Here is a 24,260-nt window from a genome sequence, read left to right on the forward strand (position 1 = left end):
TGAGATTAAGCTTTAACTTACAATACACCCGATACACACGTTTATGATTCCATTTATAGCCGAACTTTCTGATGCGATTAAAACATTTGGGAAAGCCCCAGCGTAAATGCTTATCGGTAATAGCACTTAGTACTGACATAATCACTGAATCATCCGGTAACTTGGGTTGATAATAGTAAGCACAACGGCTTAGGCCAACAATAGCGCAGCTCATGGTAATAGTAACAGGATGACTTTCTTGTAACTCCAGAGCCCAGGCTTTACTCTCCTTAGTAGGCACTAGAGCTTTTTTATGATTTCCTCCTGAAGCTGAGATTTTAAACTGAGCTCGGCAAATAGTTGTTTAAGCTTGCGGTTTTCAGCTTCCAGCTCCTTTAAACGTTTGATATCGGAGGTTTCCATATCACCGTATTTTTCCCGCCATTTATAAAAAGTCGAATTACCGATGCCATATTTACGGCAAAGTTCTTTAACAGGAATACCGGCTTTAGCTTCTTTTAAAATAGATACGATCTGATGTTCAGTCATCTTTTTCATGTTTAAATCCTCTGTGGGTTAATGAAAAGAATTTTCTACTTCGAGGTTGTACTATTTTAGGGGATAGTTACAAAACAACCATTTAGAGCTCCGGACGGTTATGGATCGGAGCTTTTACTTTGGGTGGCGTGTCTGTTTAGGTCAGATATGTGATACTTTTACAAGATTATTTATAGACTCAAATTTCCGAATTTTTGCATTAAATGAAAAGAATCACAGTTGATATTTAAACTCTGTATTACATGTGTTTTAATTAGAAATTCGGGAATTATCCTTTTTAAATAAAAGTATAATTTTAATAGATGGTAATAATATGTTGTTTTATATCAATAGGCGGAGTTAACAATATTATTAAAATTTTTTAGATGCTAAAAGAGGTTGGTTTTTTTAAGTGTTGGCAATTTTTGATTGTGACAGAAATAGAAAAGATAATTGAGCCTGAAATTATTAAGATTGTTTTTTGCTTGTATTCGAGAGTAGTGATATATAATATCACTAGATAAATCAACATTAAATCAGGTCATTACATTCTTTGAATTGCGGCAATAAACCATAAATATTAACAAATATTTGCATTTATAAACCAAAAAATCAAAAAGGAGATAGCATTGAGCATTCAAAAATTATTAGATAATGTTACGTTATGGCGTGAAAGTTATAAAAAGGCTAATGCATTATTTGATCGCCAACTTGCGCCTGCTTTTCGTTTATTAAATCTATTTTGTATCAATGAAATGGCATTATCCAATTGCTTAGCATTTTTATTGGATAAAAATGAAACACATGGTCAACAAGACTTATTTATTAACAAGTTTTATGAGTTATTTTCTTCACAAAAAAACATACAGCTTGAGTCAAAATATCAGGTTGTTACTGAATATAAAATTCCTACAGGACAGAGGATTGATATTCTCCTCACAGATTATAAAAATTATATTGCAATTGAAAATAAACCATGGGCATGTGATCAAAAAGATCAATTAAAAGATTATGGCACGTGGCTACATGGAGAAGCAAAAAATGATAAAAATTGGCTATTGATCTATTTATGTAATAGAGAGATTAACGAATATACTTTGTCTGAAGATACCGATGAGTATATTCGCGATAATGTATTACACATCACTTTTTATGAATTACGCAATTGGTTAATTGATTGTGCTTTATATGTTCAAGCACCTAAAGTAAAATTACTTGTTGAGGATTTAATTCAATATATTCAAGAAAACGTAAATGGAGAAATTAATATGAAACAACAAGATGAGTTAGTTAAAATGATTCTTTCAAATTCTAACAACCTTAATTCAGCACTTCTTATTGCAAATAATATTGAACTAGTAAAAAAGGAATTATTTGATAAATTTATTAAAAATTTACGAGACCAAACAGCCAATTTAGGTATGGTAGGTATCAAAATTGAAGGAGATACTGAAATTGAAAAACGTTATGCAGGTTTTCAAATAAAGTTTGATCCAAACGATTATTTTGTTTTGCGTTGGGAATCTCAAGGTACAATGCAAAGAGATATAATTTATGGGATTCGTCGAAAAGATGCTACTGTTCAGCCTAACAAAAAACTATACAAACATATTGCAGAGCAAATGGAAGGTATCCTTTCATCACCACAATCAAATGAATTGTGGTGGCCTGCTTGGGATTCACCCGAAAAAAATGCCATGCCAAAATTCATAGAAGACGAAACATGGATAAGTTTTTCCCATCCTCAGGAGAGTACTTTTACTAAGTCGGTCATTGAAATAATTCGTCAAGTGTATGAAAAACAAACATTGCGGGCATTACTTAAAGAGCGTTGAGGCAATTAACATGCATAATAGTATGATTAATACGTATTGTTATTTAATTTAAATCAACATCCATACCGCAATAGAAAGCTTTATATTAAAGGTTTCTATTACGTACTTACTGATACTATTATTGGCAATGACTATATTTTTATGCAGATGTTGGCTAAGCTAAGCTTACAATCCCAGCTTTAGAAGGAAATCATAAAAAAGCTATAGTGCCTACTAAGGCACGTAAAGCTTGGGCTGTGCAATTGCAAGAAAGTCATTCTGTTACTATTGCCATGAGTTGTGCAATTGTTGGCTTAAGCAGCTGTGCTTACTATTATCAACCCAAGTTACCGGATGATTCGGTGATTGTGTCGGTACTCAGTGCTATCACTGACAGGCATTTACGCTGTGGCTTTCCCAAGTGTTTTAATCGCATCAGAAAGCTCGGCTATAAATGAAATCATAAACGTGTGTATCGGGTGTATTGTCAATTAAAGCTTAATCTCAGGGTAAAGCGTAAACAGCGCATTCCAACACAAAGCCCAGAAAACTATCAGTACGGAATAAACAAGGTGAATGCTGGTCAATGGATTTTATGAGTGACAGCAGTCGCAATCAACTCAGGTTTAGAACTTTCAATGTGATAGATGACTTTAATCGTGAGGCGTTAGGCATTGATATTGCGCTCAGTTTACCGGCTGGCAGGATTACCTGTTATCTGGATAAACTGGCCGAATATCATGGTTATCCACTAAAAATACGAGTGGATAATGAACCGGAATTTACCGGAAATACGTTCACTTACTGGGCAAAATCACATGGTATAACTATAGAAGAGTACATCAACTCCAGCAGCCCATATCAAAATGGCTATATTAAACGATTTAATCGTTGGTATCGTACTGAGGTACTGGATTTATATCTTTTCAATAATCCGCACAAGTAAGGAACGTAACCGAAGAATGGCTAACCATTTATAACGATAAACTATCCCATGAGACATTGAATAATATAATGTGAATTGAATATAAACCTTAAAACAAGCAGCATAATTTTCTACTTGGTTTGTTTACTAAGTTTAGAGTATTTGCAAAGCTATACTACAAAAATCCAGTATTGATGCTCCTTTAATTTTGTTATATGGAAACAGTTAAAACCATGACATTTTGTTTCATTTAGTCAGAAATTTCGGCACAAATTTCACCGCGTTTGCTGTGAGCAGTCATAAACATGGTTTGAGTGAGAAAACCGGTGTTTATGATTACCATGTAATGGCTGCTAAGACTTATATCCTGATTCAGGCTTTGATGCTTAAGCTTGTAACTATATATTGGGTTTAGTGATGGGAGCAGTTATGCCCTTATTATTGGGTTTGTTTGAGCAGTTTGTGGTAGTAAAAAAATCATTGCTTAATTTGAAATTAAAAATCTTTCCGCTCCCTAAGTATAGTAGTTATATTATCAATAATAATTTGTTATATTCTGATTTTGTAGTTTATTTGGCGAAAATGTAAAGAATCGGCTTTTGAACTTGTATGGAAATAGCTGCAAAGATATCTTTACTGTGATGTAGTTAAAGCTAATGCTTTATTTAATCCACTATTTTTATAGTAATTTTATTTGAAAAGTAAAGCAATTACCCAGATTAGCCATAATATGGCGCAGCTGGCCAAGGCGTATTTGAGTTGCTTTATTGCGCCCTCATACCTTTGCTGCAAAGAAAAGTATTGCAGTTTTTCTTTTTGCCAGATAAAAGCAAGAATAATACCCGCCTGCTGATTATTTTTTGGTGTAAGTTCAGAGAAATAATGGTTGTCCAGCCACAGGCGCCAGCACTGATAGATAACAATGCCAGCGTTTCCTGCAATCAATACATGTATGAAGCCAACAGGCGCGCTGAAGATTACCCATAATAATGGCACTAAAGCCATCAGCAGCAAAAAGCGCCAGCTGGCTAGTGTTTGTCTGATTAACTGTCTGTTCAGGTAAGGATCAGCGGGTTCTGGGCTATTCTGGTTTGCCATTGTCGAAGTAATTTCATATGTTGGGTGCTAAGCACAATTTGTGGGCGTTGTCGCTGCACAAAGGAATATGCCTGCTCTACGGTTTTGAAATGGTCAAAAGCCAGTAGCCAGGCAATAACCACAACTGCACTGCGCGATAGTCCCAATGCACAATGTACCAGTACACTACTGTTTTGTAGGCGTAATTTTTCTAGCTCGATTACTGCTTGCTGTAATTGAAGCATGGTGGGGCAAACCAAATCAAGCATGGGCATACAGCTGTAGACACAATTGCGGGTTGAATATGCGCGCGAAAATTCGAAAGTTAAATCAAGCACGGCTCGTTGATATATTGTGCTGCATGGGTAACTACCCAAAAAAATATGTCGTCTGATTGGACTGACAGCAGGAATTTTACGCGTGTATAACCAGCGGGAAATGCTCATTAAGTAACGCCATGGTAACAGTAAGCAATAGGCTGCGACGGTATATTTACCCTGCTGTGATTTATATACCAGACCAACACCAAAACGATAGGCAAAACTTACGATAAATAAAGCAAGTGTAAGCCATAATAACCAAGATGTTAACCACAGACTAAGACATGCACACAATAAAGCTGCCAAACCATAGTATCTTGCCAGCTGTATCGATTGTGCAGATTTTGTATGTAAATATGATAATTTATTGGTTGGTATCAACCAGTCGATAAACATGCCGATAGCTATACCGGTAATAACATCAATAAAGTGGTGTTGCCATGTAGTCAGTACGGAAATGGCAATTAGCAGAAACCAGCCATGGATCAGCCAATGATAGCGTTTGGCAGTATGTCGCAGAAAATGTTGCCACAATAGCCAGCTCAGGATGATGTGTAGTGATGGTGATTGGTTATAAGGTAAGTCAAATTGTTCCAGTTGGCTAAACCACCATCCGGCAAAACCTTCTACTTTCGGCTGGGTAAAGCTAAAACGGAGTGGAAACAGCAAAAAGCCAATGCAGGCAAAGGTAGATGCTAACAATAGCCGGCAAGCCAGACGCTTCTGTTCGGATAAGGAGCGGCAAATAAATAATGATATACCGTATAGAAAATCTAGACTCCAGTAAGGAATAATGGTTAGAGGTATAAAAGGAATGTATTGTTCCCAGTTAAAAACGATGCTATTTATATTAATACGTGTGGCAGTAAACTGGTTTATTTGACCATAGGTCAGGAAGAAATAGGGGCCAAGAAGGCATAACCAACCTACTGCCTGCAAATTTATTTTACTGCGTAGATTCATGATGCACGGCGTATTGCTATAGAAACGCTAAAGATGCCCCATTCATCGATAATTTGTGTGCATTTATCGAAGCCGGCTGCGTTTACTAATGCATCCATTTCACCCTGAGAGCGATTGCGCATAATCCATGGTTGACCTTCACGATGGCTGGTGAGTGACCATGCAATGGTGTTCAGTTGTGGATGCCATGGCTGGTTGGTATATATCAAGATACCGCCAGCAGGAATAGCGGCGGCTAAACCGTTCAGTGAGGTGCGTAATAGGCTATTGTCTGGAAAAAGTTCATATAGGCCGGAAACGATGCCCAGTGTAGGTTTGGGCGAGAGTGAAGCCAATTGTTGCTGATTGAATGCATCGCCGATTTCAAATCGTGCTTTAGCGCTTAAACCGTAGGCAGCTATCATCTGCTGTCCTTTGTTGACATTGATTTCGCTGTAATCGCGCAACAGGATTTGTTCAACGGTATCAATACTGGATAATGCTTCAATCACGTATCGGCCATGGCCAGCAGCAATGTCAACTACGCGAACAGGCATTTTTTGTGCTTGTAATTTAGATACCGCCTGCTTAATCATGTATTCCAGATTGATTTTGCGCTGCCGGATACCTCGCCAGCCAATACTGTTCAAATAGGCTTTATCAAACTGTTTTCCCAGCCAATTTTTGCCTTGTGGTTGGTTTTGGTAGACATAATCCAATGTGCTGCCAGAATCAAAGCCTGTTTCACAACCCAGCTTAATGCCATTGGAAAGTGTACCAAGAGTAGTCATGCCTTTATGTAAGGCACGATAAGCAAAGGCACTGGGTGAAAATGGCACAGGGCCACCGCTCAGTTGGCGCCAGTTATCTGCACTTGGGCTCCAGCGATCTTCATGTTGGTAGTTAAAGTTGGGAGCCGGTTGCTGGTACAGGGTATCGACAAAGTTGTGAATTTTTGTGAATGCTTCTTCGCGGTTAAGTTCACCCAATGTGTCGTGATAAAAACCAGGAAGAATGTGCATTTCTTTCAGTGGATTGCGAATACGTTGATAGAAATCCAGTTGTGGCTGTCGGTGCACAACGTAATCTTGACCGGAGATCAGCAATTGGGTAGGTAACGTAATGGCTGCGGCATCTTCAATAATGCGATCAGCTGTACGGTACAAATCTAGCAGGATATTAACTGCAATGGCGCGGGTAATCAGTGGGTCGCTATTAAAACTGTTAATGCGTTGCGTATCATGAGTTAGATACTTGCCTTTGACGTATGAATTAACGAAAAACAGACCTTTGAAATGTTGACCAATTGCTAATAGGGGACGGGCAAATGGAACATATAATTTTACTTTGAAAGCCGGAGAGGCCAGTACCAGCCCGCGAATTTGCGGTGCGTAATCGTGCACCCAAGTTGCTGCCAGTACTGCACCCACACTCTGAGCAATAACGATAATATTGGCAAGGGGTGTCTGGCTATCAGCGGCAACAAATTGCACAAATTCATCTACGTCCTGTACTGAGCGTGCCAGTGACGGACTGTAGCCACGACGGCCGGGTGAGCGTCCATGGCCACGGGCATCCCACGCATAAAAGTCTGTATCTGGCATGTTCAGCTCATCAACAATGTGTTGTAAGCGGCCAGAATGTTCATGCCCGCGGTGAAACAGGACAATAACTTTGCGTATTGTGCCGGTGGTGATGGCAGGCCAGTGGCGATAAAATAATTCTTGTTTATCGCGGGTATGAAAAATACTTTCTTTTGCTTGGCGTTGTTCAGTCATTGGAGTCTCTTTTTGTATATTGCGGACGCAATGCTAGTAAATTGTTTAATAATTTAGCCTTGAATTGTTCTTTGTCGGGGTGGTAATACATGGGACGGCCAATGTTGACATCGATAAACAGGGGTAAGGGGATGCGATTGCCTTTGGCCATAATCTGTTCAGTGCCTTGTAGCCACACTGGAATAATCGGTACATCGGGCATGGCGGCACTTAGATACCATAAGCCTGATTTTAATGGCTGCAATTTCCCTGGCTCACCACGTGAACCTTCTGGAAAAAGAATAAGAATTTTATTTTTGCGTAAGGCTTCTTCGCAGCCTTGCAGGGGATTGCCCTGACCACTATTCTGCCGGGTTACTGGAATAATATTCAGGATGTTGAGTGCAAACCAGGCCATCCATTTATTACTGAGAAAGTAATCAGCTGCTGCCGCAGGATGAATGTGGCGTTGTTGTAAGGGAGAATAGAGTGACATCAACGCAAAAACGTCCATGTGACTATTGTGGTTGGCAACAATGATGGCTGGACCCTGTTTGGGCAAGTTGTGGTGTTGGTGAATACGTAAACCCATCCATAAACGCATAACCGGCCATACTATGCATAAGGCAAATATTGGTTTGAGTAATGATTTCAGCATGGTTTAGTAATAGAAATAACGAATAAAGTGAAAAAATACGGGGGCGGTAAAAATCAGTGAATCCAGACGGTCGAGGATGCCTCCATGTCCGGGTAACAGTGTACCGCTGTCTTTAATACCGATATCCCGTTTGATTGCAGACATGACGATATCGCCACAGAAACCGCTTACGCTGATAATCAGGCCGGCCAGTATGGCCATACCCCAGTTTAGCGAAGTGAGTAGCGGGCCTAATAGCATGGCGGCAATGGTGGTGCTGCCAATTCCACCAAGTAAGCCGGCCAGTGTTTTATTCGGACTGACTTTAGGGGTGATTTTAATTCTGCCCAGAGATTTGCCCCACAGATATTGAGTAATATCGTTGAATTCGGTTAAACCCACCAGAAACAGTACCAGCAGTGCACCAGTTTGTTGATTATCGTTGGGTAGTACTAAGAGAAAAGCAACATGGCTAAAAGTAAATACAGTGGTCATCAACCCCCATTGTAGCTGAGAGACAGTGCGCAGAAAGTGTCTGGTATCTCCGGCAATCACCATGCGTGCTGGTAAGAACAGGAACATATATACGGGAATAAATACGATAAACAGCCCATACCAGTCGATTCCGATTAACCAGTAATTAATTGGAATGGTGATAAACATCCATAAAATGGGCATCCGGTCGGCATGGCGGGCAGGTACCAATGTTAAATATTCTTTTAAGGCCATGAAGCTGACTAGCGCAAAAAAACTTAATCCGAGCCAATGTGGGCTAATCAGTGCCAGAGAAAACAGGATGATAATAATCCACCACGTGCGAATGCGTAATGTTAGTTCGTGCCAGTCTTTGTTCGGTTTCAGACATACCAGCAGTCCATTAATAACTGTTGCCAGCAATAACAGGCAGAAGATAACCAGTAAGGACTTTTGCAGCAGCATATTAGTGGCCTCCGGTTAAGGCACTACGGCAGCGGTTAACGCAAGTCCATAGCAGTAAGATGATAGACACACACCACAGTAGATTATTCCATGAGGTTAATTCAGGCCAGATGGCCAGCAGTAATGACCATGTGCCAAAAATCAGGGCGCGGTCACTTTTACCCATTGGGCCGGCATAGCTGCGAATCCCGTTAATTGTTTGGGCGAGAATGCCACAAAATTCAGTGAGCACAGCGCAAAACAGCATAATCAGTACTACTGCAGTATTGCTACCCGGTAATAGGATAAAGGGTAAATACAGGGCGATATCAGATAATACGTCGCCCAGCTCATTTAAAACTGCACCAAGCCGGCTTTGCTGGTTGCATTCGCGTGCCAGCATACCATCCAGAGCATTGAGTGCCATGCGAATAAACAGGGTAATAGGTAGCAGCCAGAAAAGCCCGGGGTGGGGGAAAATGGCCAGTATGACACCAATAATGACTGAAAGGACTATAGCGCCAAGGGTTACGTGGTTGGCGGTAATGCCCCTTCTGTATAGCCAGAACATAAGTGGACGTAAAAGTTTTTGAAAAGCAGGTTTGATTTTGTAGAGAGTCATGCTTATGCAAGTATGTGGTGTAATTTTTCTATTATAAAATGTATTTAATATTGTTGTTATGTTATTTTTATTAAAGATATTTTGCTTTGGAAACGATTTGTCTGGTGATACTGCTAATCGGTGATAAAAAATTTATATTATTTTGTAGCGGATATTTATTTTGGTATCTATGGGGCTGGTAGTTGAGATGCTGGTGTAGCCTTTAGGCTGTTACTGATATCAGACTGCCGGTAATACAGGAATAATATTACCGGCAGTTTTCAGAGTAATTGGGGGCTGAAATAATTTATTCTCCCTGTGGCATTACCCACATCTGATTTTGATTGTATTTCTGCATAAATTGTTTAAATTCTGGTGACTGATAGGCTGCTTTGAGGTCTTTTGCCCATTGCATGTCTTTGTTTTTTTCATTGATGGTAACCACCATTTCCATTTCCGGAACTACTTTTTCGCGTAAGACAGCTTTTTTCGGATCCAGTTTCGACTGATAAGCAATGCCACCGGAGGCAAAACCAAAATCTACTTCATTCAATGTGCGCGGAATCATCACGGAATCAATTTCCCTGATTTTCAGTTGTTTGGGATTGCTGGCAATATCTCTGGTGGTAGCCAGTATCGGATTGGTATTGGGTTTTAGCTGGATTAAATGGTTGTCGGTGAGGATGCGCAATGCACGGGAAGTATTGGCCGGGTCGCTGGGAATCAGCACGCTGGCGCCATTGGGAGCCTGCTGGATAGAAGTGTATTTATCTGAATAAATGGCGGCTGGAACTGTAGGAATATGTACCAGAGGATACAGGTGTGTGTTTTTTTCATGGTTAAAAACGTTAAGGTAAGCAGTGTGCTGATCGAGGTTAAAATCAACCTGACCATTATTAACTGATTGATTATTCACTTCCAGCGTGGAAAAATTCAGGGTTTTGATTGTATAGCCCTGTTTTTCCAGAATGGGTTTGATACCTTGTTCAAAGACAGTGCTATAGGGCATGGCAGAAGCACCAAAAACCAGTTCTTTTTTTGTGGTTGGGGTAGTAGGTGCTGTGTCCTGCTGGGTTTTGGAGCAGGCAATCAGGCCTGTTGCCACTAAACAGGATAAAACAAGATAGATAATTTTGTTCATAATGTACCTGCTGAAATTTAATATGGAATTTCAGTATATAATTGGAATGAGTCTGCAAATATACTGATTTTAAATAACTTTACTACTAAATAGAATAAGCATTTATGCCATTTGTCCTCTGCTTGAATAGTTATGCTCACTGATTTAGAAAAAAACGCCATACGCGAACATTACCAGAATATCGCTAAAAGTCTGCCCCATTTCCGGCCGCGTCAGGCTCAGCGGGAAATGATTGCAGCCATTGCCAATGCATTTTCGCGTACTCAGCAACAGCAGGCTGGTGAGGATGCACCGGAGCGCAATGGTGAGTCTATCGTTATAGTGGAAGGCCCAACGGGTGTCGGGAAAAGTCTGGCGTATTTACTGGCTGGTGGAATTATGGCGCAGACACGTGGCAAAATTCTGGTGGTTAGCAGTGCCACGGTGGCCTTACAGGAGCAGCTGGTGGGGCGGGATTTACCGTTTGTCGTCAGGCACAGTGGCTTGAGTCTGAGCTTTGCGCTGGCAAAAGGGCGAGGCCGTTATTTGTGTCCGTATAAACTGTATCAATTAACCCAATTAAACGCGCAGGATAGTTTGCAGGGGTTTGAACCACAACAGGAACTATGGGACAGAAAGCCGAAAGCTGAAGAATTAGCTGTATTGCGTGAGATGGCAGACCAGTTTGCTGCGCGTACTTTTAATGGCGACCGTGACACTTGGCCGGAACAGATGGATGAGAGCCTGTGGCAAAGGGTAACCAATGACCGCCATGGCTGCCTGAAAGCCGGCTGCCCTAATCGGCCGGAATGTCCGTTTTTTCTGGCACGGGAAACACTGGAAACGGTGAATGTAGTTGTGGCCAACCATGATTTGCTGTTAGCTGATATTGGTATGGGCGGGGGAGTGATTCTGCCATCACCAGCCAACAGCTTTTATTGCATTGATGAGGCTCATCATTTATCGCACAAGGCCTTGCAGCAGTTTGCTGCTGAACACAGCCTCAATCAGGCACTGTGGTTTTTGGACCGGATTGGTAATGTTATTGATAAAGTGGCTGGTGTGCTGGATAAGAGTGAGCTGGCTGTAATGGCTACCGAGGCTGCATCCGGCTTGCAGGAAAGCTTGCAGGAGTGGTTGATTCATCTGGCTGATGAACCCAGTCTGGCTACACAGGAAGGCATCGAAGAAAGCAGCTGGCTGTGGCCGGATGGCACTATTCCGTCCAGCTTAAGTATGCTGGTAAACAATACAGCTATAGCAGCACGCATGTTGCTCAAGCACATAAACAGCATGAATGAAGCACTAGTGGCCGCACGGCGCGATAAAAATCAGGACAGCAGCCTGCTCGACCGGCTAAGTGGCGATTTGGGTATGTTGCTGGCGCGAACAGAGCAGGTAGTTGATGTATGGGATTTAATTTCTACTGAGAATGTAGAAGGTGAAGCACCACTGGCTAAATGGATTACGCGAACTTTTAAAGATAAAGTGGATTACAGTTTTAATGCCTCACCAATTACCAGTGCCAGCAAATTGGCCAGTGGTTTGTGGCGGCGTGCAGCCGGTGCCCTGCTTACTTCAGCAACGCTGCGCTCGCTGGGAACATTCGATTTACTGTTGAAGCAAACCGGCCTGAACTGGTTGCCGGATACCACCATGCTGGCACTGGATAGTCCGTTTCATTTTGCCGAACAGGGTGAACTGTATATACCGGCACTGGCCGCCAGTCCGAAAGATGCTGCCGCGCATACCAGTGAAATTGTCAAATGGCTGCCGAAACTGATTAATGAAAATGAAGCCATTGGTACTCTGGTGTTATTTTCTTCACGCCGACAAATGCAGGAAGTGGCACTGAAATTACCAGACAGTCATTTGCCGCTATTATTGGTACAGGGAGAAATATCCAAACAGGTATTATTGCAGCGCCATCAGGAAGCCATTGCTGCCGGTAAGCCCAGTATCATTTTTGGGCTCGACAGTTTTGCCGAAGGGCTGGATTTGCCTGGTGAAATGTGTGTGCAAGTGATTATTGCCAAGCTGCCATTTGCCATGCCGGATAACCCGATTGAGAAAACCCGTAACCAGTGGATAGAAGCACGCGGCGGCAATCCATTCATGGAAATTACTGTGCCGGAGGCGAGTATCAAGCTGATACAGGCAGTAGGACGGCTGATTCGTACCGAAACAGATTACGGCCGGGTAACCATTCTGGATAACCGTATTCTGACAGCACGTTATGGCAAGCAGTTATTGGCGTGTTTGCCACCATTCAAACGCATCGGTTAGGCATAAATCTGGGGTGAAAAGCATTGTCTGTCTACCTTGCTGAGTACAGGGGGTTTGTCATATCAACCAAGTGTGGCAATTGACAATCACTTGATTAATCTTTAATATTAGAAGCTTTCGTATATTTATCTGGATTAGCTCCTATGAAAACCTTTTCAGCTAAGCCGCATGAGGTGAAGCGCGATTGGTATGTAGTTGACGCTCAAGACAAAGTTCTGGGTCGTTTGGCTGCTGAAATCGCTCGCCGTCTGCGTGGCAAACATAAGCCAGAATACACGCCGCATGTTGATACAGGTGATTACATCATTGTAATCAACGCTGACAAATTGCGTGTAACTGGTCAGAAACAGACTGACAAAAAATACTATCGCCACTCAGGCTTCCCGGGTGGTATCTACGAGCGTACTTTTACAGAAATGCAAAACCAGTTCCCTGGTCGTGCGCTGGAAAAAGCCGTTAAAGGTATGTTACCTAAAGGCCCGTTGGGCTATGCCATGATTAAAAAGCTGAAAGTATATGCTACTGCAGAACATGGCCATGCTGCTCAACAACCTAAAGTTTTGGATATCTAAGGACACGCAATGAACGGTAAATATTACTACGGCACGGGTCGCCGCAAAAGTTCAGTGGCTCGTGTTTTCCTGCAAAAGGGTAGCGGTCAGATTATTGTAAATGGTCGTCCGCTTGATGAGTTTTTCGGTCGCGAAACCGGCCGTATGATTGTACGTCAGCCATTGGTACTGACCGAAAATCTGGAAGCTTTCGACATTAAAGTAAATGTAGTAGGCGGCGGTGAAACCGGCCAGTCTGGTGCGATTCGTCACGGCATTACCCGTGCACTGATTGACTACGATGCAGCTCTGAAGCCAACTCTGTCTGCTGCTGGTCTGGTAACTCGTGATGCACGTGAAGTTGAACGTAAAAAATTCGGTCTGCGCAAAGCACGCCGTGCCAAACAGTTCTCCAAACGTTAATCTGTATTGCCACTACCAAAAAGTTTACAAATACAAAAAAGAGCCTTTATGGCTCTTTTTCTTTTGTGTTTTGAAGAGATACTACGAGTGAAAAAATTAATTTTATTTTGGGTAATCTAATGGATAGTAAATCAAATTTGATTTATTATTTTTTGTACCAAAATACAAAAACTTATATATCGAAACTATAAATAAAATTAAATTATTTAAATTAAGAATCACTCTATTTCTATTCTATTTTATTAGTCTATTCTCATTAAATTCTAATGTCAGTTGAGGCTCATCATCATATTTTTTCTTAAACAAATAATCGAATTGTTCTTTAGATTCAGAAACTGACATAAGAGTTGTAACTTCCGTTATTTGTTTTTTTAGATGCTCTCTTCCTATTTCTGCTGTTAATGACTGATGCCACTTATATTTCCAGTTGCCATTTGCAGTTTTACCAACATTTTCTTTTACCTTTTGTACTACGCCTTTAGGTAGTTGATCGTAAATATACTTTGTTGTCAGTTTTCCAATAAAAGAAGGTTTGTTTTTAATATATTTGGGGATAAATGGTAATTTCCAGAGACGAAAGATTTCTTTATAAAATTCATCGGTAAAAGTTAACTGCCATTTTAGTATTTCATCTGATACATATGCATTGAGAATCTTTCTTAATTCGAATCTTTCGCGCTCATATTGATATCCAGTGGCTTCATCAATAAGACCGATTATTCCAACCCTGGCGAATCCACGGATTAGTATTTCACATTGATTTGCTATAATTTGTTGTCTAGGAGAAAGAGAAATATGCTTTCTTGCTTCAAGAAATGCTTCGCAAATATCTGCTAATACGGTGGCTTCATACCCGTTAATTTTCTGATGAGTTCCCTTATAACATTCAATTGGGTCAAAATAATTTTTTGGTTTATCTTTATGTATAAAGGGTTCAAGTGATTTTTGTGTTAGATATCTTTGTAAGCGTGTTCCAGAGTTCTGTTTTCCGTCTTCAACTTTTTCAACCATTTTTAAAGATTCTTGCATTCCTCTAGCAGATAAAACACGAGTACCATCTTCTAGGACATAGCAAGAAATGACTGTTTCTCCCAAAATAATTTCACCCTCAAAGATTATTTTTCTAATTTGCATATGTATCTACCTAATGTTCCTTTATAACCAAAATATAAATACAGTAATATTTACAGTCTGTGCGTATTTTATTTTAATATTTTGATTTTAGTCAATAATGTTTAACATGTGATATTATTTTAAATAAATGGTTGTTGTAATTACTATAAATTTCATTATTAATAGATTATATACTCTAAAAATTTCACGACTTAAAGTGGTCAATTTATTATTTTTATAAATATAATTTTTAGATTAATTTCGAAAAAGTATAAAACATTATATTATAATAATATATATTATAAATTATTAATCTATTTAATATTTCTTTCTTTTTTTATACCGGTTATAACCAAACAAATACTGGCTGGGAAAGCGTGCTACCCATTGTTCGACATTGTTGTTGATAATCTGGGCATCATGTTCACGATTGCCATTGAGTGTACCATCCAGCGGAGCGATATGCAGGGCAAAGCCGCGGCCGTGGGGCAGGCGTTCGCCGCAAAAGAACAGGGCGGTTACTTTAGGCATGACGGCCAGACGTGAGGCCAGTGTCATGGTGTAGGCTGGTTGACCAAAAAAAGTTGCCCATACACCTTCGCCTTCACCAGGTACCTGATCGGGCAATACGATGGTGGCCTCTTTGTTTTTTAAGGCACGTACGATTTGTTTGACGCCCTGCATATTGGCCGGTGCGGTATAGCCGTTATCGCGGACGCGGCCATTATTCATTACACTTTCCAGCCAGCTTATTTTAGGCGGGCGATACATGGCGGTGAGAGGAAAGGGCAGTTTTTCACTCAGGTAACGGCCGGCAAGGTCGTAATTGCCCAGATGCGGGGTAATAAGCAGCAGGCCTTCGTTGCGGGCGATGGCTTCTTCGATGTGTTCCCAGCCGTGCACTTCTTTAAACAGGGAGACGATGTGTTTGCTGGAGCGGGTCCATGCGATGGACAGTTCTAGCCCGCTTTTAGCTGTTTCGGCGAAAACGGATTTAACCAGTTTCTCTGCTTGTTGGTCGTTGGCGGCAAGTTTGCTAAAATGCAGATTTCTAGTTGTGCGTTTACGTTCATTGGTGGCAAAGTAATAGCCAAGACGCCCCAGTATTGAACCTATGCCTTGTAAGATTGGCAAGGGAATTAATGCCAACAAGGAAAATACGACATAAACCAGCTTTTGCATCTGTTGTGTATCTCAAACTCAAAATTTGGACAACATTATAACAAAAGCATCTATAACTGCCCATAAAGCATTATTAGCATCAGAAAGTATCCGCCAATTATGAGTGAATTTCTGTTTACTTCCGAATCGGTATCTGAGGGTCATCCAGATAAAGTTGCCGACCAGATTTCCGATTCTATTTTAGACGCTATCCTGACTCAGGACCCTACCGCACGCGTGGCGGCTGAAACTTTAGTCAATACCGGCTTGTGTGTGCTGGCTGGTGAGGTTTCTACACGTGCGCATATTAATTATATTCAGGTTGCACGCGATACGATTAAACGTATCGGTTATAACTCATCGGAGCTGGGCTTTGATGCCAGCGGCTGTGCGGTGATGGTGTGTTATGACGAGCAGTCTCCTGATATTGCGCAGGGTGTTAATGAAGGGGAAGGTCTTGACCTGGATATGGGTGCCGGTGATCAGGGGCTGATGTTTGGTTATGCCTGTGATGAAACGCCTACGCTGATGCCGTTTGCTATTTATTATGCGCATCGTCTGATGCAGCGCCAGAGTGAAGTGCGTAAAAGTGGTGAGCTGCCATGGTTGCGCCCGGATGCGAAAGCGCAGCTAACCTGTGTGTATGACAGTGAGACTGGTAAGGTGAAGCGCATTGATACGGTGGTGCTGTCTACGCAGCATGAACCGGATGTCGGGCGTGAGGAACTGGTTGAAGCGGTGAAAGAATATATCATCAAGCCGGTATTGCCTGCTGATATGTTAACTGATGAAACGCAGTATCTGATTAATCCGACCGGTCGTTTTGTGATTGGTGGCCCGCAGGGCGACTGTGGTCTGACTGGCCGCAAGATTATTGTGGATACTTATGGCGGTGCGGCGCCGCATGGTGGCGGTGCGTTTTCTGGTAAAGACCCTACCAAGGTTGACCGTTCTGCTGCTTATGCTTGTCGTTATGTGGCGAAGAATATTGTTGCTGCCGGTTTGGCCAGCCAGTGTCAGATTCAGATTTCTTATGCTATCGGTATTGCGCAGCCTACTTCTATTGCGATTGATACTTTCGGTACCGGTAAAATTGATGAAAATCGGCTGATTGAGATTGTGCAGGAGCATTTTGATTTGCGTCCGAAAGGGATTATTAAAATGCTGGATTTGCAGCGGCCGATTTATGCAAAAACGGCAGCATATGGCCACTTTGGCCGTGAAGAACCAGAATTTACATGGGAACGCACGGATAAGGCGCAATTATTGCGTGAGGCTGCGGGTATTTGATTCAGGTTGTATGAAGAAAGGCTGCTTTTCAGGCAGCCTTTTTGCTGGTTGTTGTGCCGGCTGCGGATACGGTTTTGGCAGTTGCAGGATTTGGTCAGAATAGGTGCGTGTTGTGTTTATGGCAGGCTGAAAGCTTGTCTGAGAAATAAACTAACCTTGCTATTTTTGTCGTTGTTAGTGGTATGTTTGCTAAGAAAATTGCAGTTTTGTATAGAGGGAAAGATGCAATTTTGTTTAAGGCTGGTGTGAAGGGTTGTTGAGACAGGCAGAATAAAACAGATATCTGGTTAATATGGCGTAAAAATCTTCAAAATAACTAAATATTTAATCTGTTATCAAATATAATTATGCCCTTAACACATAAGGATAGTTCTGGATTTTTATCTTATAGTTTGTATAGAAAAATAATTATCAGTGTGGAATTTGTGACTGTTTATTAATAAGTTCGGCTGGTTGATTTTTCTGTGACTGGTTCTGGCCGGTGCCTTGGTCTAAATGATGGTTCAAAGCAGTTTATGATTGTGGTGTGGTCAGCCTGATGTCTGGCATGGCATATGGCAGATTATGTCTATGAACTGGAAAAGGTGCATCGGTAATGATATTTGCTGGTGGGGCGGTTTACGGGCATATAAGCGTACTTGTCAATAAATTTGATAATATAGTTATTATTTTGGGGTTGGAATATTTTCAGCCAAACTATAAGCTTCATTTATAATAAATGGTATGGTTATTGTAATGGTTTATTTTTTGGATTTTGAGGTGCTCTAACATGGGTTTTTCTCTTCCTGCTACCGAACTGGAAGCTACTTTAGGGGTGCTGGCAGTGAAAATGCCAAGCATGAATGTTCAGTTGGTAATGCTCAGCCGGTTAATACGTCTGGTGCATACGACTATTCAAAGTGAGCTGAATGAACGTTTGCGCCAGCACCATCTGTCAGAAAGTCTGTGGCATGCGCTGATAGCGGTTTATGCGCGGCCGAATCACGAGATTTTACCATCAGAACTGAGCAGTATTCTGAATCTAACCCGCACCAGTGCAACGCGTCTGTCTGATGATTTGGTGCTCAATGGCTGGGCAACGCGTTCTACTCATCCTTTAGACCGACGTAAAATTACCTTGAAGTTAACCAAGGCTGGTGAAAATCTGATTCAGCTGGTTAGTCCGGAAACCAATGAGGTACGCCGGCGGGTATGGTCAGCCCTGAGTGAACCGGAATATGAACAATTGCAGCAGTTGCTAACCAAGTTATTAACTGCTGCTTAACTTTTTTGCTGAGATTTGCATGAAATTAACTGTGTCTGTGCCCCGATTCCGATTACGTCAGTTATCCCTTATTACTCCGGTTACTTTGCTGCTGTTGTCTGCCTGTGCCAATTTTGGCCAGCAGCCAGATTTGCAAACGCCAAAGGAGGCGACACAACTGCAATTACCTGCCGGTCAGTCTGCCCATACTGGGCAGAGCTGGTGGCTGGGTTTGAATCAGCCGCTGTTGAATAAGCTTATGGATACAGGTTTGGCTAATGCACCGGATTTGCGCATTGCTGCCGCGCGTATTGCGCAAGCAGAAGCGCAATGGCGTGGTGCCAGAGGTGAGGCTGGTGTACAGGTAGGTATACAGGGAAATGGGGTAGCTGCATATTTGAATCCGAAGCCGGATTCAAATAGGGCTGGTGATGACCCAAATCATGTTTTCCGTAATGAAATGGCTGCAATGGCCGTTAATTATACTTTTGATTTCTGGGGCAAGCAGCGTAATCTGATTAAGGCGGCACTTGGTGCGCGTCTTGCTGCTGCCTATCAGCAGGAACAAGCACGACTGGTGTTAAGCCAGAGCATTGTATCGCAATATACACAATGGCAGTTGTTGCAGGAGCAGGCGAATATTCTGCAACAGCGTATTGGCGTGAATCAGCAGTTGCAGAAGCTGGTTGCCAACCGGATTCGTGCTGGTCTGCAACCAGCCAGTGATGAGTATACTTTTACGCAAACAGTACTGGGTTTGCAAAGTGCCTTGCGCCAGACGCAGGCGGATATCGAACGTACCCGTCACAGCATGGCGGCACTGGTTGGTCTGTCGCCAAACCAGCTGCCGGCAATGGTACCTCAGCCGCTGGGTAAAGTGCCTGAGGTGGCGGTTGATGGGCTGCGTGCGGATATTCTGGGACAACGGCCGGATATTGCTGCACAACGGGCCTTATTACAGTCGAATTATTTTGGTATCAAGGCGGCAGAGGCGGCATTTTATCCTGATATTGAAATTAAGGGTTTGGCCGGTCTGGCGCACGTGGATGCGTTTGATCTGGTGCATTCTTCTTCACGGATGCTGGGTATTGTGCCAGCCATTTCGTTGCCTATCTTTACTTCGGGCAGTTTGCAGGCTGCGTTGTCGGGTAAACGTTCTGCCTATAATGAACAGGTAGCCCAATATGATAAGACGGTACTGACAGCCTTGCAGCAGGCAGCCGATGCCATGAGTGATTATCAGCACAGTACGGTGGCATTGCCATTGCAGCAGCAGGCTTTTCAGGTGGCACAGAAGAATGCAGTATCCAGCAGCAAACGTCATGCGGCCGGGCTGGACAATGCTATTACCAAACTGCAACGCGAAGATACTGCTTTGAGGGCACGTGCTGATTGGGTTAAAACCATTGCCTGGCAGCAACAGAGCTGGAATAGTCTGCATGCTGCGCTGGGGGGTGGTTTCCAGCTTTCAGATACTCAGGCTACTCGTTAATTTACTGTTATTTTTCTATTTTATTGAGCTATTTACGTATGAGTGAACAAAAGCAAACTAACGAGGCGGTAACAACCTCGCAACCGGCGGTTCAGCCGCAGTCTGAACGAGTGCCCGCAGGCCGCAAGCGCAAGCTGGTAGTGCTGACTGCCGTATTTCTGCTGATTGCACTGGGCTTTCTGCTGATGTATCTGCTGGTCTGGCAGCATAAAGAATCCACCGATGATGCATATGTGAATGGTCATCTGGTGCAAATTACGCCGCAGATTACTGGTACGGTGCAGAAGGTGAATGTGGATGACACGCAAACCGTTAAAGCCGGGCAGGTGCTGGTTGAGCTGGATAACAGTGATATGCAACTGGCGTTTGAACGGGCACATGATGAGCTGATTAATGCAATTCGCCAGAATCAGCAGCAGACTGCTCAGTCACGTCAGGCCAGTGCACAGGTGGCCGCACAACAGGCTCAGTTAAAACGTTTGCAAGCAGACTTGCAGCGTCGCCAGAGTCTGGCCGGTACGGATGCCATTTCTGCTGAAGAGTTAAGCCATGCTCGTGATGCGGTATTGGAAGCTCAGGCAAAACTGAAAGCTGTGCAAGGGCAGGAAAGTGCGGCAAAAGCGGTGTTGGGGCATAATGTTCCGCTGCGCCAGCAGCCGGCAGTGATGACAGCAGTCAGCCATCTGAAAAGTGCATGGCTGGATTTACAGCGTACCCAAATCAAGGCGCCAGTAGATGGACAAGTTGCCAAACGCAATGTTCAGGTGGGTCAGAAAGTGGCTACAGGCGCGGCACTGATGGCGGTAGTACCGTTGAATAATGTCTGGGTGGATGCCAACTTCAAGGAAAGCCAGCTGGCTAAAATCCGTATCGGGCAGCCGGTGGAAATCAGAGCAGATGTGTATGGCAGTAAAGTAACCTATCACGGTAAGGTGGCTGGTTTGTCTGCTGGTACGGGTGCAGCGTTCTCTCTTTTACCGGCACAGAATGCAACCGGTAACTGGATTAAAGTGGTACAGCGCGTGCCGGTGCGTATTGCGCTGGATCCGAAAGAGCTGGCTGCGCATCCGTTGCGGGTAGGGTTATCAATGGATGTTGAGGTAAATACGCGTAACCAGAACGGGCAGGATTTAACATCAGTGCATGCGATTCCCACCAATGGCAATATGGCTGCAATTGACTGGACGCCAATCAATAATATGATTGAGCAGATTTTCGCCCAGTACGCTCCCTGATTCTGTTAATGCTGAATCTTATCTGGATGCTGCTGGTGCAGGAACAACAGCCCTGTCACCAGCAGGTTTTACTCAGGTAGTGATTTGGCCTGATTTTACTGTGATTCCAGAAGCATCATCTTTGCGAACCGCATTATTTGTGTCTGTGGGCACAGATTTGGATATGCTGAGAGATGAGTAATGTTTCTGCAATAAGGCTGCTTGAATGACGCATTCTCCTTTAAAAGGTCCGGCACTGGCTCTGGTTACGGTGGCACTGTCACTGGCCGTTTTTATGCAGGTGCTGGATTCCACCATTGCCAATGTGGCATTGCCAACCATTACTGGTAATCTGGGTGCAGCCAATAGTCAGGGTACGTGGGTGATTACTGCGTTTGCGGTAGCGAATGCTATTTCAGTACCGCTTACTGGCTGGCTGGCGCGCCGCTTTGGTGAAGTGAAAGTCTTTGTCGTGGCGACACTGTCGTTTGTGTTGGCCTCGTTTTTATGTGGTATTGCACCCAGTCTGGCATTGCTGGTGTTTTTCCGCGTGTTGCAGGGTGCTGTGGCCGGGCCGATGATTCCGCTGTCGCAAAGTTTGCTGATGGCCGCCTATCCGCCGGAAAAACGTCCAATGGCACTGGCTATGTGGTCGATGGTAATCATTGTGGCACCGATTTTCGGGCCGATTCTGGGTGGTATTATCAGTGATAACTGGCATTGGGGCTGGATTTTCTTTATTAATGTGCCAATTGGTTTGCTGGCTGCCGGTATTTCATGGCAGATGATGAAAAAACGCGAAACCGAAACTGTACATGAACCAATCGACCGCATGGGCTTATCGCTGATGGTCGTAGGCGTAGGTGCCTTGCAGATGATGCTTGACCGCGGCCATGAGCTGGACTGGTTCTCGTCCAATGAAATTATTGTTCTGGCTGTTATTGCTGTAGTGTGTCTGGGCTACTTTGTTATCTGGGAATGGTATGCCAGATACCCGATTGTAGACTTGCGCCTGTTTAAAGACCGTAATTTTACCGTAGGGGTAATTACCCTCAGTACAGCCTATATGACCTATATGGGGGCGATTGTACTGCTGCCGATGCTGTTGCAGATGCAGCTTGGTTATACCGCTACCTGGGCGGGGCTGGCCACGGCACCTATTGGTATTTTTCCAGTATTGTTGTCGCCGCTGATTGGTAAGTTTGGTAACCGGCTGGATATGCGGGTGCTGGTAACCATCAGCTTTACCGTATACGCTATCTGTTTCTTCTGGCGTACCAATTTTAATGCTGGCATGGGTTTTATGGATGTATTCTGGCCGCAGTTTGTGCAGGGGATTGGTATGGCGATGTTCTTTATGCCGTTAACTCAGATTACCCTGTCTAATATGTCTGGTTCGCAGATTGCCAGCGCGTCGAGCATTTCCAATTTTGTGCGCATTCTGGCCGGTGGTATTGGTACTTCAATGGTAAATGTATTGTGGGATAAACGTGAAGCTTTGCATCATACGCAATTGGTGGAAAACATCCATCCTTATAATAGCACCATGAATGAGTCAATTCAGGGTATGAATCAGCTCGGTTTAAGTGGTGTACAGCCTTTAGGTTCGATTGAGCATACTATTGGTCAACAGGCGCATATTATGGGTGCGAATGATTTATTCTGGCTGTATGGCTTGACTTTCTTAATTCTGATTGTGCTGGTATGGTTTGCCAAGCCACCGTTTGGTAGTGGCGGTGGCGGCGGGGCACATTGAAATCCTTTGCTATCTACTAACGCGGCCTGTGCATTCTGTGTAGGCCGTGTTATTTTTTTATCCTTTCCGTATACACAACATTATTACAATCTGTTGTAAGGCAAATGTTTATATACAACTGTGAATGTAAAGTGGTGGCAGCTTGTGTACAATAGATAGCGTTTAAGTGCATGGCTGGCGATAAGCAGTTAGGTAATATTAGTGATGATGATGAAATTGGCGTTTGCTTTTTTATATGTGCTGCAATTATTGCCGTTGTGTATGATTCATGCACTGGCACGATGTGTGGGCTGGTTAAGTTATTATGCGGTAGCGCCGCGGCGGCGCATTGGCCTGATTAATTTGCGCCAATGTTTTCCCGAATGGACAGAACGGCAGCGGCGCAAGGTACTGCGTGAACATTTTTATCATATGTCCATGCTGTTACTGGAATATGGCCTGTACTGGTATGGCGATGCCAGACGGCTGAAAAAGCTAGTGCGCTATCAGGACAAGCATTATCTGGATGAAGCACTGGCTGCCGGTGAGAAAGTGATTTTACTCTATCCACACTTTACTGCTTTTGAGGCGGCGGTGTATGCCCTCAATCAGGATGTTCCTCTGATTAGCGTCTATTCGCACCAGAAAAACAAGCAGCTGGATGAGCAAATTCTCAAAGGTCGCCAGCGTTATAACAATGCTTTTCTGATTGGACGTACGGAAGGGCTGCGTGCCATTATCAAGAAAATCAAAGCCAGCAGTGCGCCGTTTCTTTATCTGCCCGATCAGGATTTTGGCCGGCGTGAATCGATTTTTGTGGATTTTTTCGCTATTCCCACTGCTACGATTGCCGGCCTTAGCCGTATTGCAGCTTTAACTAAAGCTAAGGTTATTCCGGCGATTCCTACCCGTGAAGCGGATGGCAGCGTTACCTTGCGTTTTTATCCGCAGTGGGACAATTTTCCCAGTAAAGACATAGTTGCCGATACCCAGCGCATGAATGATTTTATTGAGGCACGGGTACGCGAACAGCCGTCACAGTATTACTGGCTACATAAACGTTTCAAAACCCGCCCAGAGGGCGAGGCATCGTTTTATCAGAAAATTCACAAATAAAAACCAGCT

General features: G+C 43.2%; 22 protein-coding genes and 2 pseudogenes. 13 read left to right on the forward strand and 11 right to left on the reverse strand.

Annotated features, from left to right (window positions below; genetic code table 11):
* Together GYX26_RS11475 and GYX26_RS10270 are read right to left on the reverse strand one after the other, a co-directional pair.
* Positions 1–280: IS3 family transposase (locus tag GYX26_RS11475; RefSeq protein ID WP_370520885.1), on the reverse strand; the 280-nt coding region annotated here is incomplete at its 3' end.
* Positions 281–314: 34 nt separating this feature from the next.
* Positions 315–537: pseudogene (locus GYX26_RS10270) on the reverse strand (transposase); the annotation flags it as partial.
* Between the two features lie 608 nt (positions 538–1,145).
* Between GYX26_RS10270 and GYX26_RS10275 the strand changes: the two are divergent.
* The 3 genes and pseudogenes from GYX26_RS10275 to GYX26_RS10285 form a co-directional block, all read left to right on the forward strand.
* Complete coding sequence (locus tag GYX26_RS10275) at positions 1,146–2,351, forward strand: PD-(D/E)XK nuclease family protein (RefSeq protein WP_174829174.1); 1,206 nt, start codon at positions 1,146–1,148, stop codon at positions 2,349–2,351.
* Positions 2,352–2,587: 236 nt separating this feature from the next.
* On the forward strand, positions 2,588–2,788 hold the full coding sequence (locus GYX26_RS10280) for a hypothetical protein (protein ID WP_174829175.1): 201 nt from the start codon (positions 2,588–2,590) through the stop codon (positions 2,786–2,788).
* Between the two features lie 116 nt (positions 2,789–2,904).
* Positions 2,905–3,276 (forward strand): annotated as a pseudogene (locus tag GYX26_RS10285) (DDE-type integrase/transposase/recombinase); the annotation flags it as partial.
* Positions 3,277–3,945: 669 nt separating this feature from the next.
* Here the strand turns inward: GYX26_RS10285 and GYX26_RS10290 are convergent.
* The 7 genes from GYX26_RS10290 to GYX26_RS10320 form a co-directional block, all read right to left on the reverse strand.
* Positions 3,946–4,353 carry a hypothetical protein gene (locus GYX26_RS10290; RefSeq protein ID WP_174829177.1) on the reverse strand — a complete coding sequence of 136 codons (408 nt, stop codon included), beginning with the start codon at positions 4,351–4,353 and terminating at the stop codon, positions 3,946–3,948.
* Positions 4,311–5,615, reverse strand: a complete 1,305-nt coding sequence (locus tag GYX26_RS10295) for a phosphatase PAP2/dual specificity phosphatase family protein (protein ID WP_174829178.1) — start codon at positions 5,613–5,615, stop codon at positions 4,311–4,313. Before GYX26_RS10295 ends, GYX26_RS10290 begins: the two co-directional genes overlap by 43 nt.
* Complete coding sequence (locus tag GYX26_RS10300) at positions 5,612–7,372, reverse strand: bifunctional alpha/beta hydrolase/class I SAM-dependent methyltransferase (protein ID WP_174829179.1); 1,761 nt, start codon at positions 7,370–7,372, stop codon at positions 5,612–5,614. Before GYX26_RS10300 ends, GYX26_RS10295 begins: the two co-directional genes overlap by 4 nt.
* On the reverse strand, positions 7,365–8,009 hold the full coding sequence (locus GYX26_RS10305; protein WP_174829180.1) for a 1-acyl-sn-glycerol-3-phosphate acyltransferase: 645 nt from the start codon (positions 8,007–8,009) through the stop codon (positions 7,365–7,367). Before GYX26_RS10305 ends, GYX26_RS10300 begins: the two co-directional genes overlap by 8 nt.
* Positions 8,010–8,012: 3 nt before the next feature.
* Positions 8,013–8,927, reverse strand: a complete 915-nt coding sequence (locus tag GYX26_RS10310; protein WP_100114015.1) for a phosphatidate cytidylyltransferase — start codon at positions 8,925–8,927, stop codon at positions 8,013–8,015.
* Between the two features lies 1 nt (position 8,928).
* Positions 8,929–9,528 (reverse strand): CDP-alcohol phosphatidyltransferase family protein, encoded by a 600-nt coding sequence (locus GYX26_RS10315; protein WP_174829181.1) that lies wholly within the window; start codon positions 9,526–9,528, stop codon positions 8,929–8,931.
* 286 nt (positions 9,529–9,814) lie between these two features.
* Positions 9,815–10,648 (reverse strand): MetQ/NlpA family ABC transporter substrate-binding protein, encoded by an 834-nt coding sequence (locus GYX26_RS10320; protein ID WP_100114013.1) that lies wholly within the window; start codon positions 10,646–10,648, stop codon positions 9,815–9,817.
* 132 nt (positions 10,649–10,780) lie between these two features.
* On the opposite strand from GYX26_RS10320, the gene dinG reads away from it, so the two are divergent.
* From dinG to rpsI, 3 genes are all read left to right on the forward strand, one after another.
* Positions 10,781–12,913, forward strand: coding sequence for an ATP-dependent DNA helicase DinG (dinG, locus tag GYX26_RS10325; RefSeq protein ID WP_174829182.1), 2,133 nt, complete (start codon positions 10,781–10,783; stop codon positions 12,911–12,913).
* A gap of 143 nt (positions 12,914–13,056) precedes the next feature.
* Positions 13,057–13,485, forward strand: a complete 429-nt coding sequence (gene rplM, locus GYX26_RS10330; RefSeq protein WP_100090679.1) for a 50S ribosomal protein L13 — start codon at positions 13,057–13,059, stop codon at positions 13,483–13,485.
* A gap of 9 nt (positions 13,486–13,494) precedes the next feature.
* On the forward strand, positions 13,495–13,887 hold the full coding sequence (gene rpsI, locus GYX26_RS10335) for a 30S ribosomal protein S9 (RefSeq protein ID WP_025329932.1): 393 nt from the start codon (positions 13,495–13,497) through the stop codon (positions 13,885–13,887).
* Between the two features lie 234 nt (positions 13,888–14,121).
* Here the strand turns inward: rpsI and GYX26_RS10340 are convergent, their stop codons facing one another.
* Together GYX26_RS10340 and GYX26_RS10345 are read right to left on the reverse strand one after the other, a co-directional pair.
* Entirely contained in the window at positions 14,122–15,021 is a 900-nt protein-coding gene (locus GYX26_RS10340; RefSeq protein WP_174829183.1) for a P63C domain-containing protein, read from the reverse strand.
* 297 nt (positions 15,022–15,318) lie between these two features.
* On the reverse strand, positions 15,319–16,182 hold the full coding sequence (locus tag GYX26_RS10345; protein WP_174829184.1) for a lysophospholipid acyltransferase family protein: 864 nt from the start codon (positions 16,180–16,182) through the stop codon (positions 15,319–15,321).
* 99 nt (positions 16,183–16,281) lie between these two features.
* On the opposite strand from GYX26_RS10345, the gene metK reads away from it, so the two are divergent.
* From metK to GYX26_RS10380, 7 genes are all read left to right on the forward strand, one after another.
* Entirely contained in the window at positions 16,282–17,451 is a 1,170-nt protein-coding gene (metK, locus tag GYX26_RS10350; RefSeq protein ID WP_174829185.1) for a methionine adenosyltransferase, read from the forward strand.
* 769 nt (positions 17,452–18,220) lie between these two features.
* Positions 18,221–18,715, forward strand: a complete 495-nt coding sequence (locus tag GYX26_RS10355; RefSeq protein WP_100090675.1) for a MarR family transcriptional regulator — start codon at positions 18,221–18,223, stop codon at positions 18,713–18,715.
* Positions 18,716–18,734: 19 nt separating this feature from the next.
* Positions 18,735–20,186, forward strand: coding sequence for an efflux transporter outer membrane subunit (locus tag GYX26_RS10360; protein WP_174829186.1), 1,452 nt, complete (start codon positions 18,735–18,737; stop codon positions 20,184–20,186).
* Positions 20,187–20,224: 38 nt separating this feature from the next.
* Positions 20,225–21,421 carry an efflux RND transporter periplasmic adaptor subunit gene (locus tag GYX26_RS10365; RefSeq protein ID WP_174829187.1) on the forward strand — a complete coding sequence of 399 codons (1,197 nt, stop codon included), beginning with the start codon at positions 20,225–20,227 and terminating at the stop codon, positions 21,419–21,421.
* The gene (locus GYX26_RS10370) at positions 21,390–21,602 is read left to right on the forward strand and encodes a hypothetical protein (protein ID WP_174829188.1); all 213 of its coding nucleotides are present in this window, start codon (positions 21,390–21,392) and stop codon (positions 21,600–21,602) included. Before GYX26_RS10365 ends, GYX26_RS10370 begins: the two co-directional genes overlap by 32 nt.
* 24 nt (positions 21,603–21,626) lie before the next feature.
* A complete protein-coding gene (locus GYX26_RS10375) occupies positions 21,627–23,156 on the forward strand; it encodes a DHA2 family efflux MFS transporter permease subunit (protein WP_174829189.1) in 1,530 nt (509 codons plus the stop codon).
* A gap of 210 nt (positions 23,157–23,366) precedes the next feature.
* Complete coding sequence (locus tag GYX26_RS10380) at positions 23,367–24,251, forward strand: lipid A biosynthesis lauroyl acyltransferase (RefSeq protein ID WP_174829202.1); 885 nt, start codon at positions 23,367–23,369, stop codon at positions 24,249–24,251.
* Positions 24,252–24,260 lie beyond the last annotated feature (9 nt).

The sequence above is a fragment of the Snodgrassella sp. ESL0253 genome, from assembly GCF_013344965.1.
Taxonomy (GTDB): domain Bacteria; phylum Pseudomonadota; class Gammaproteobacteria; order Burkholderiales; family Neisseriaceae; genus Snodgrassella; species Snodgrassella alvi_B.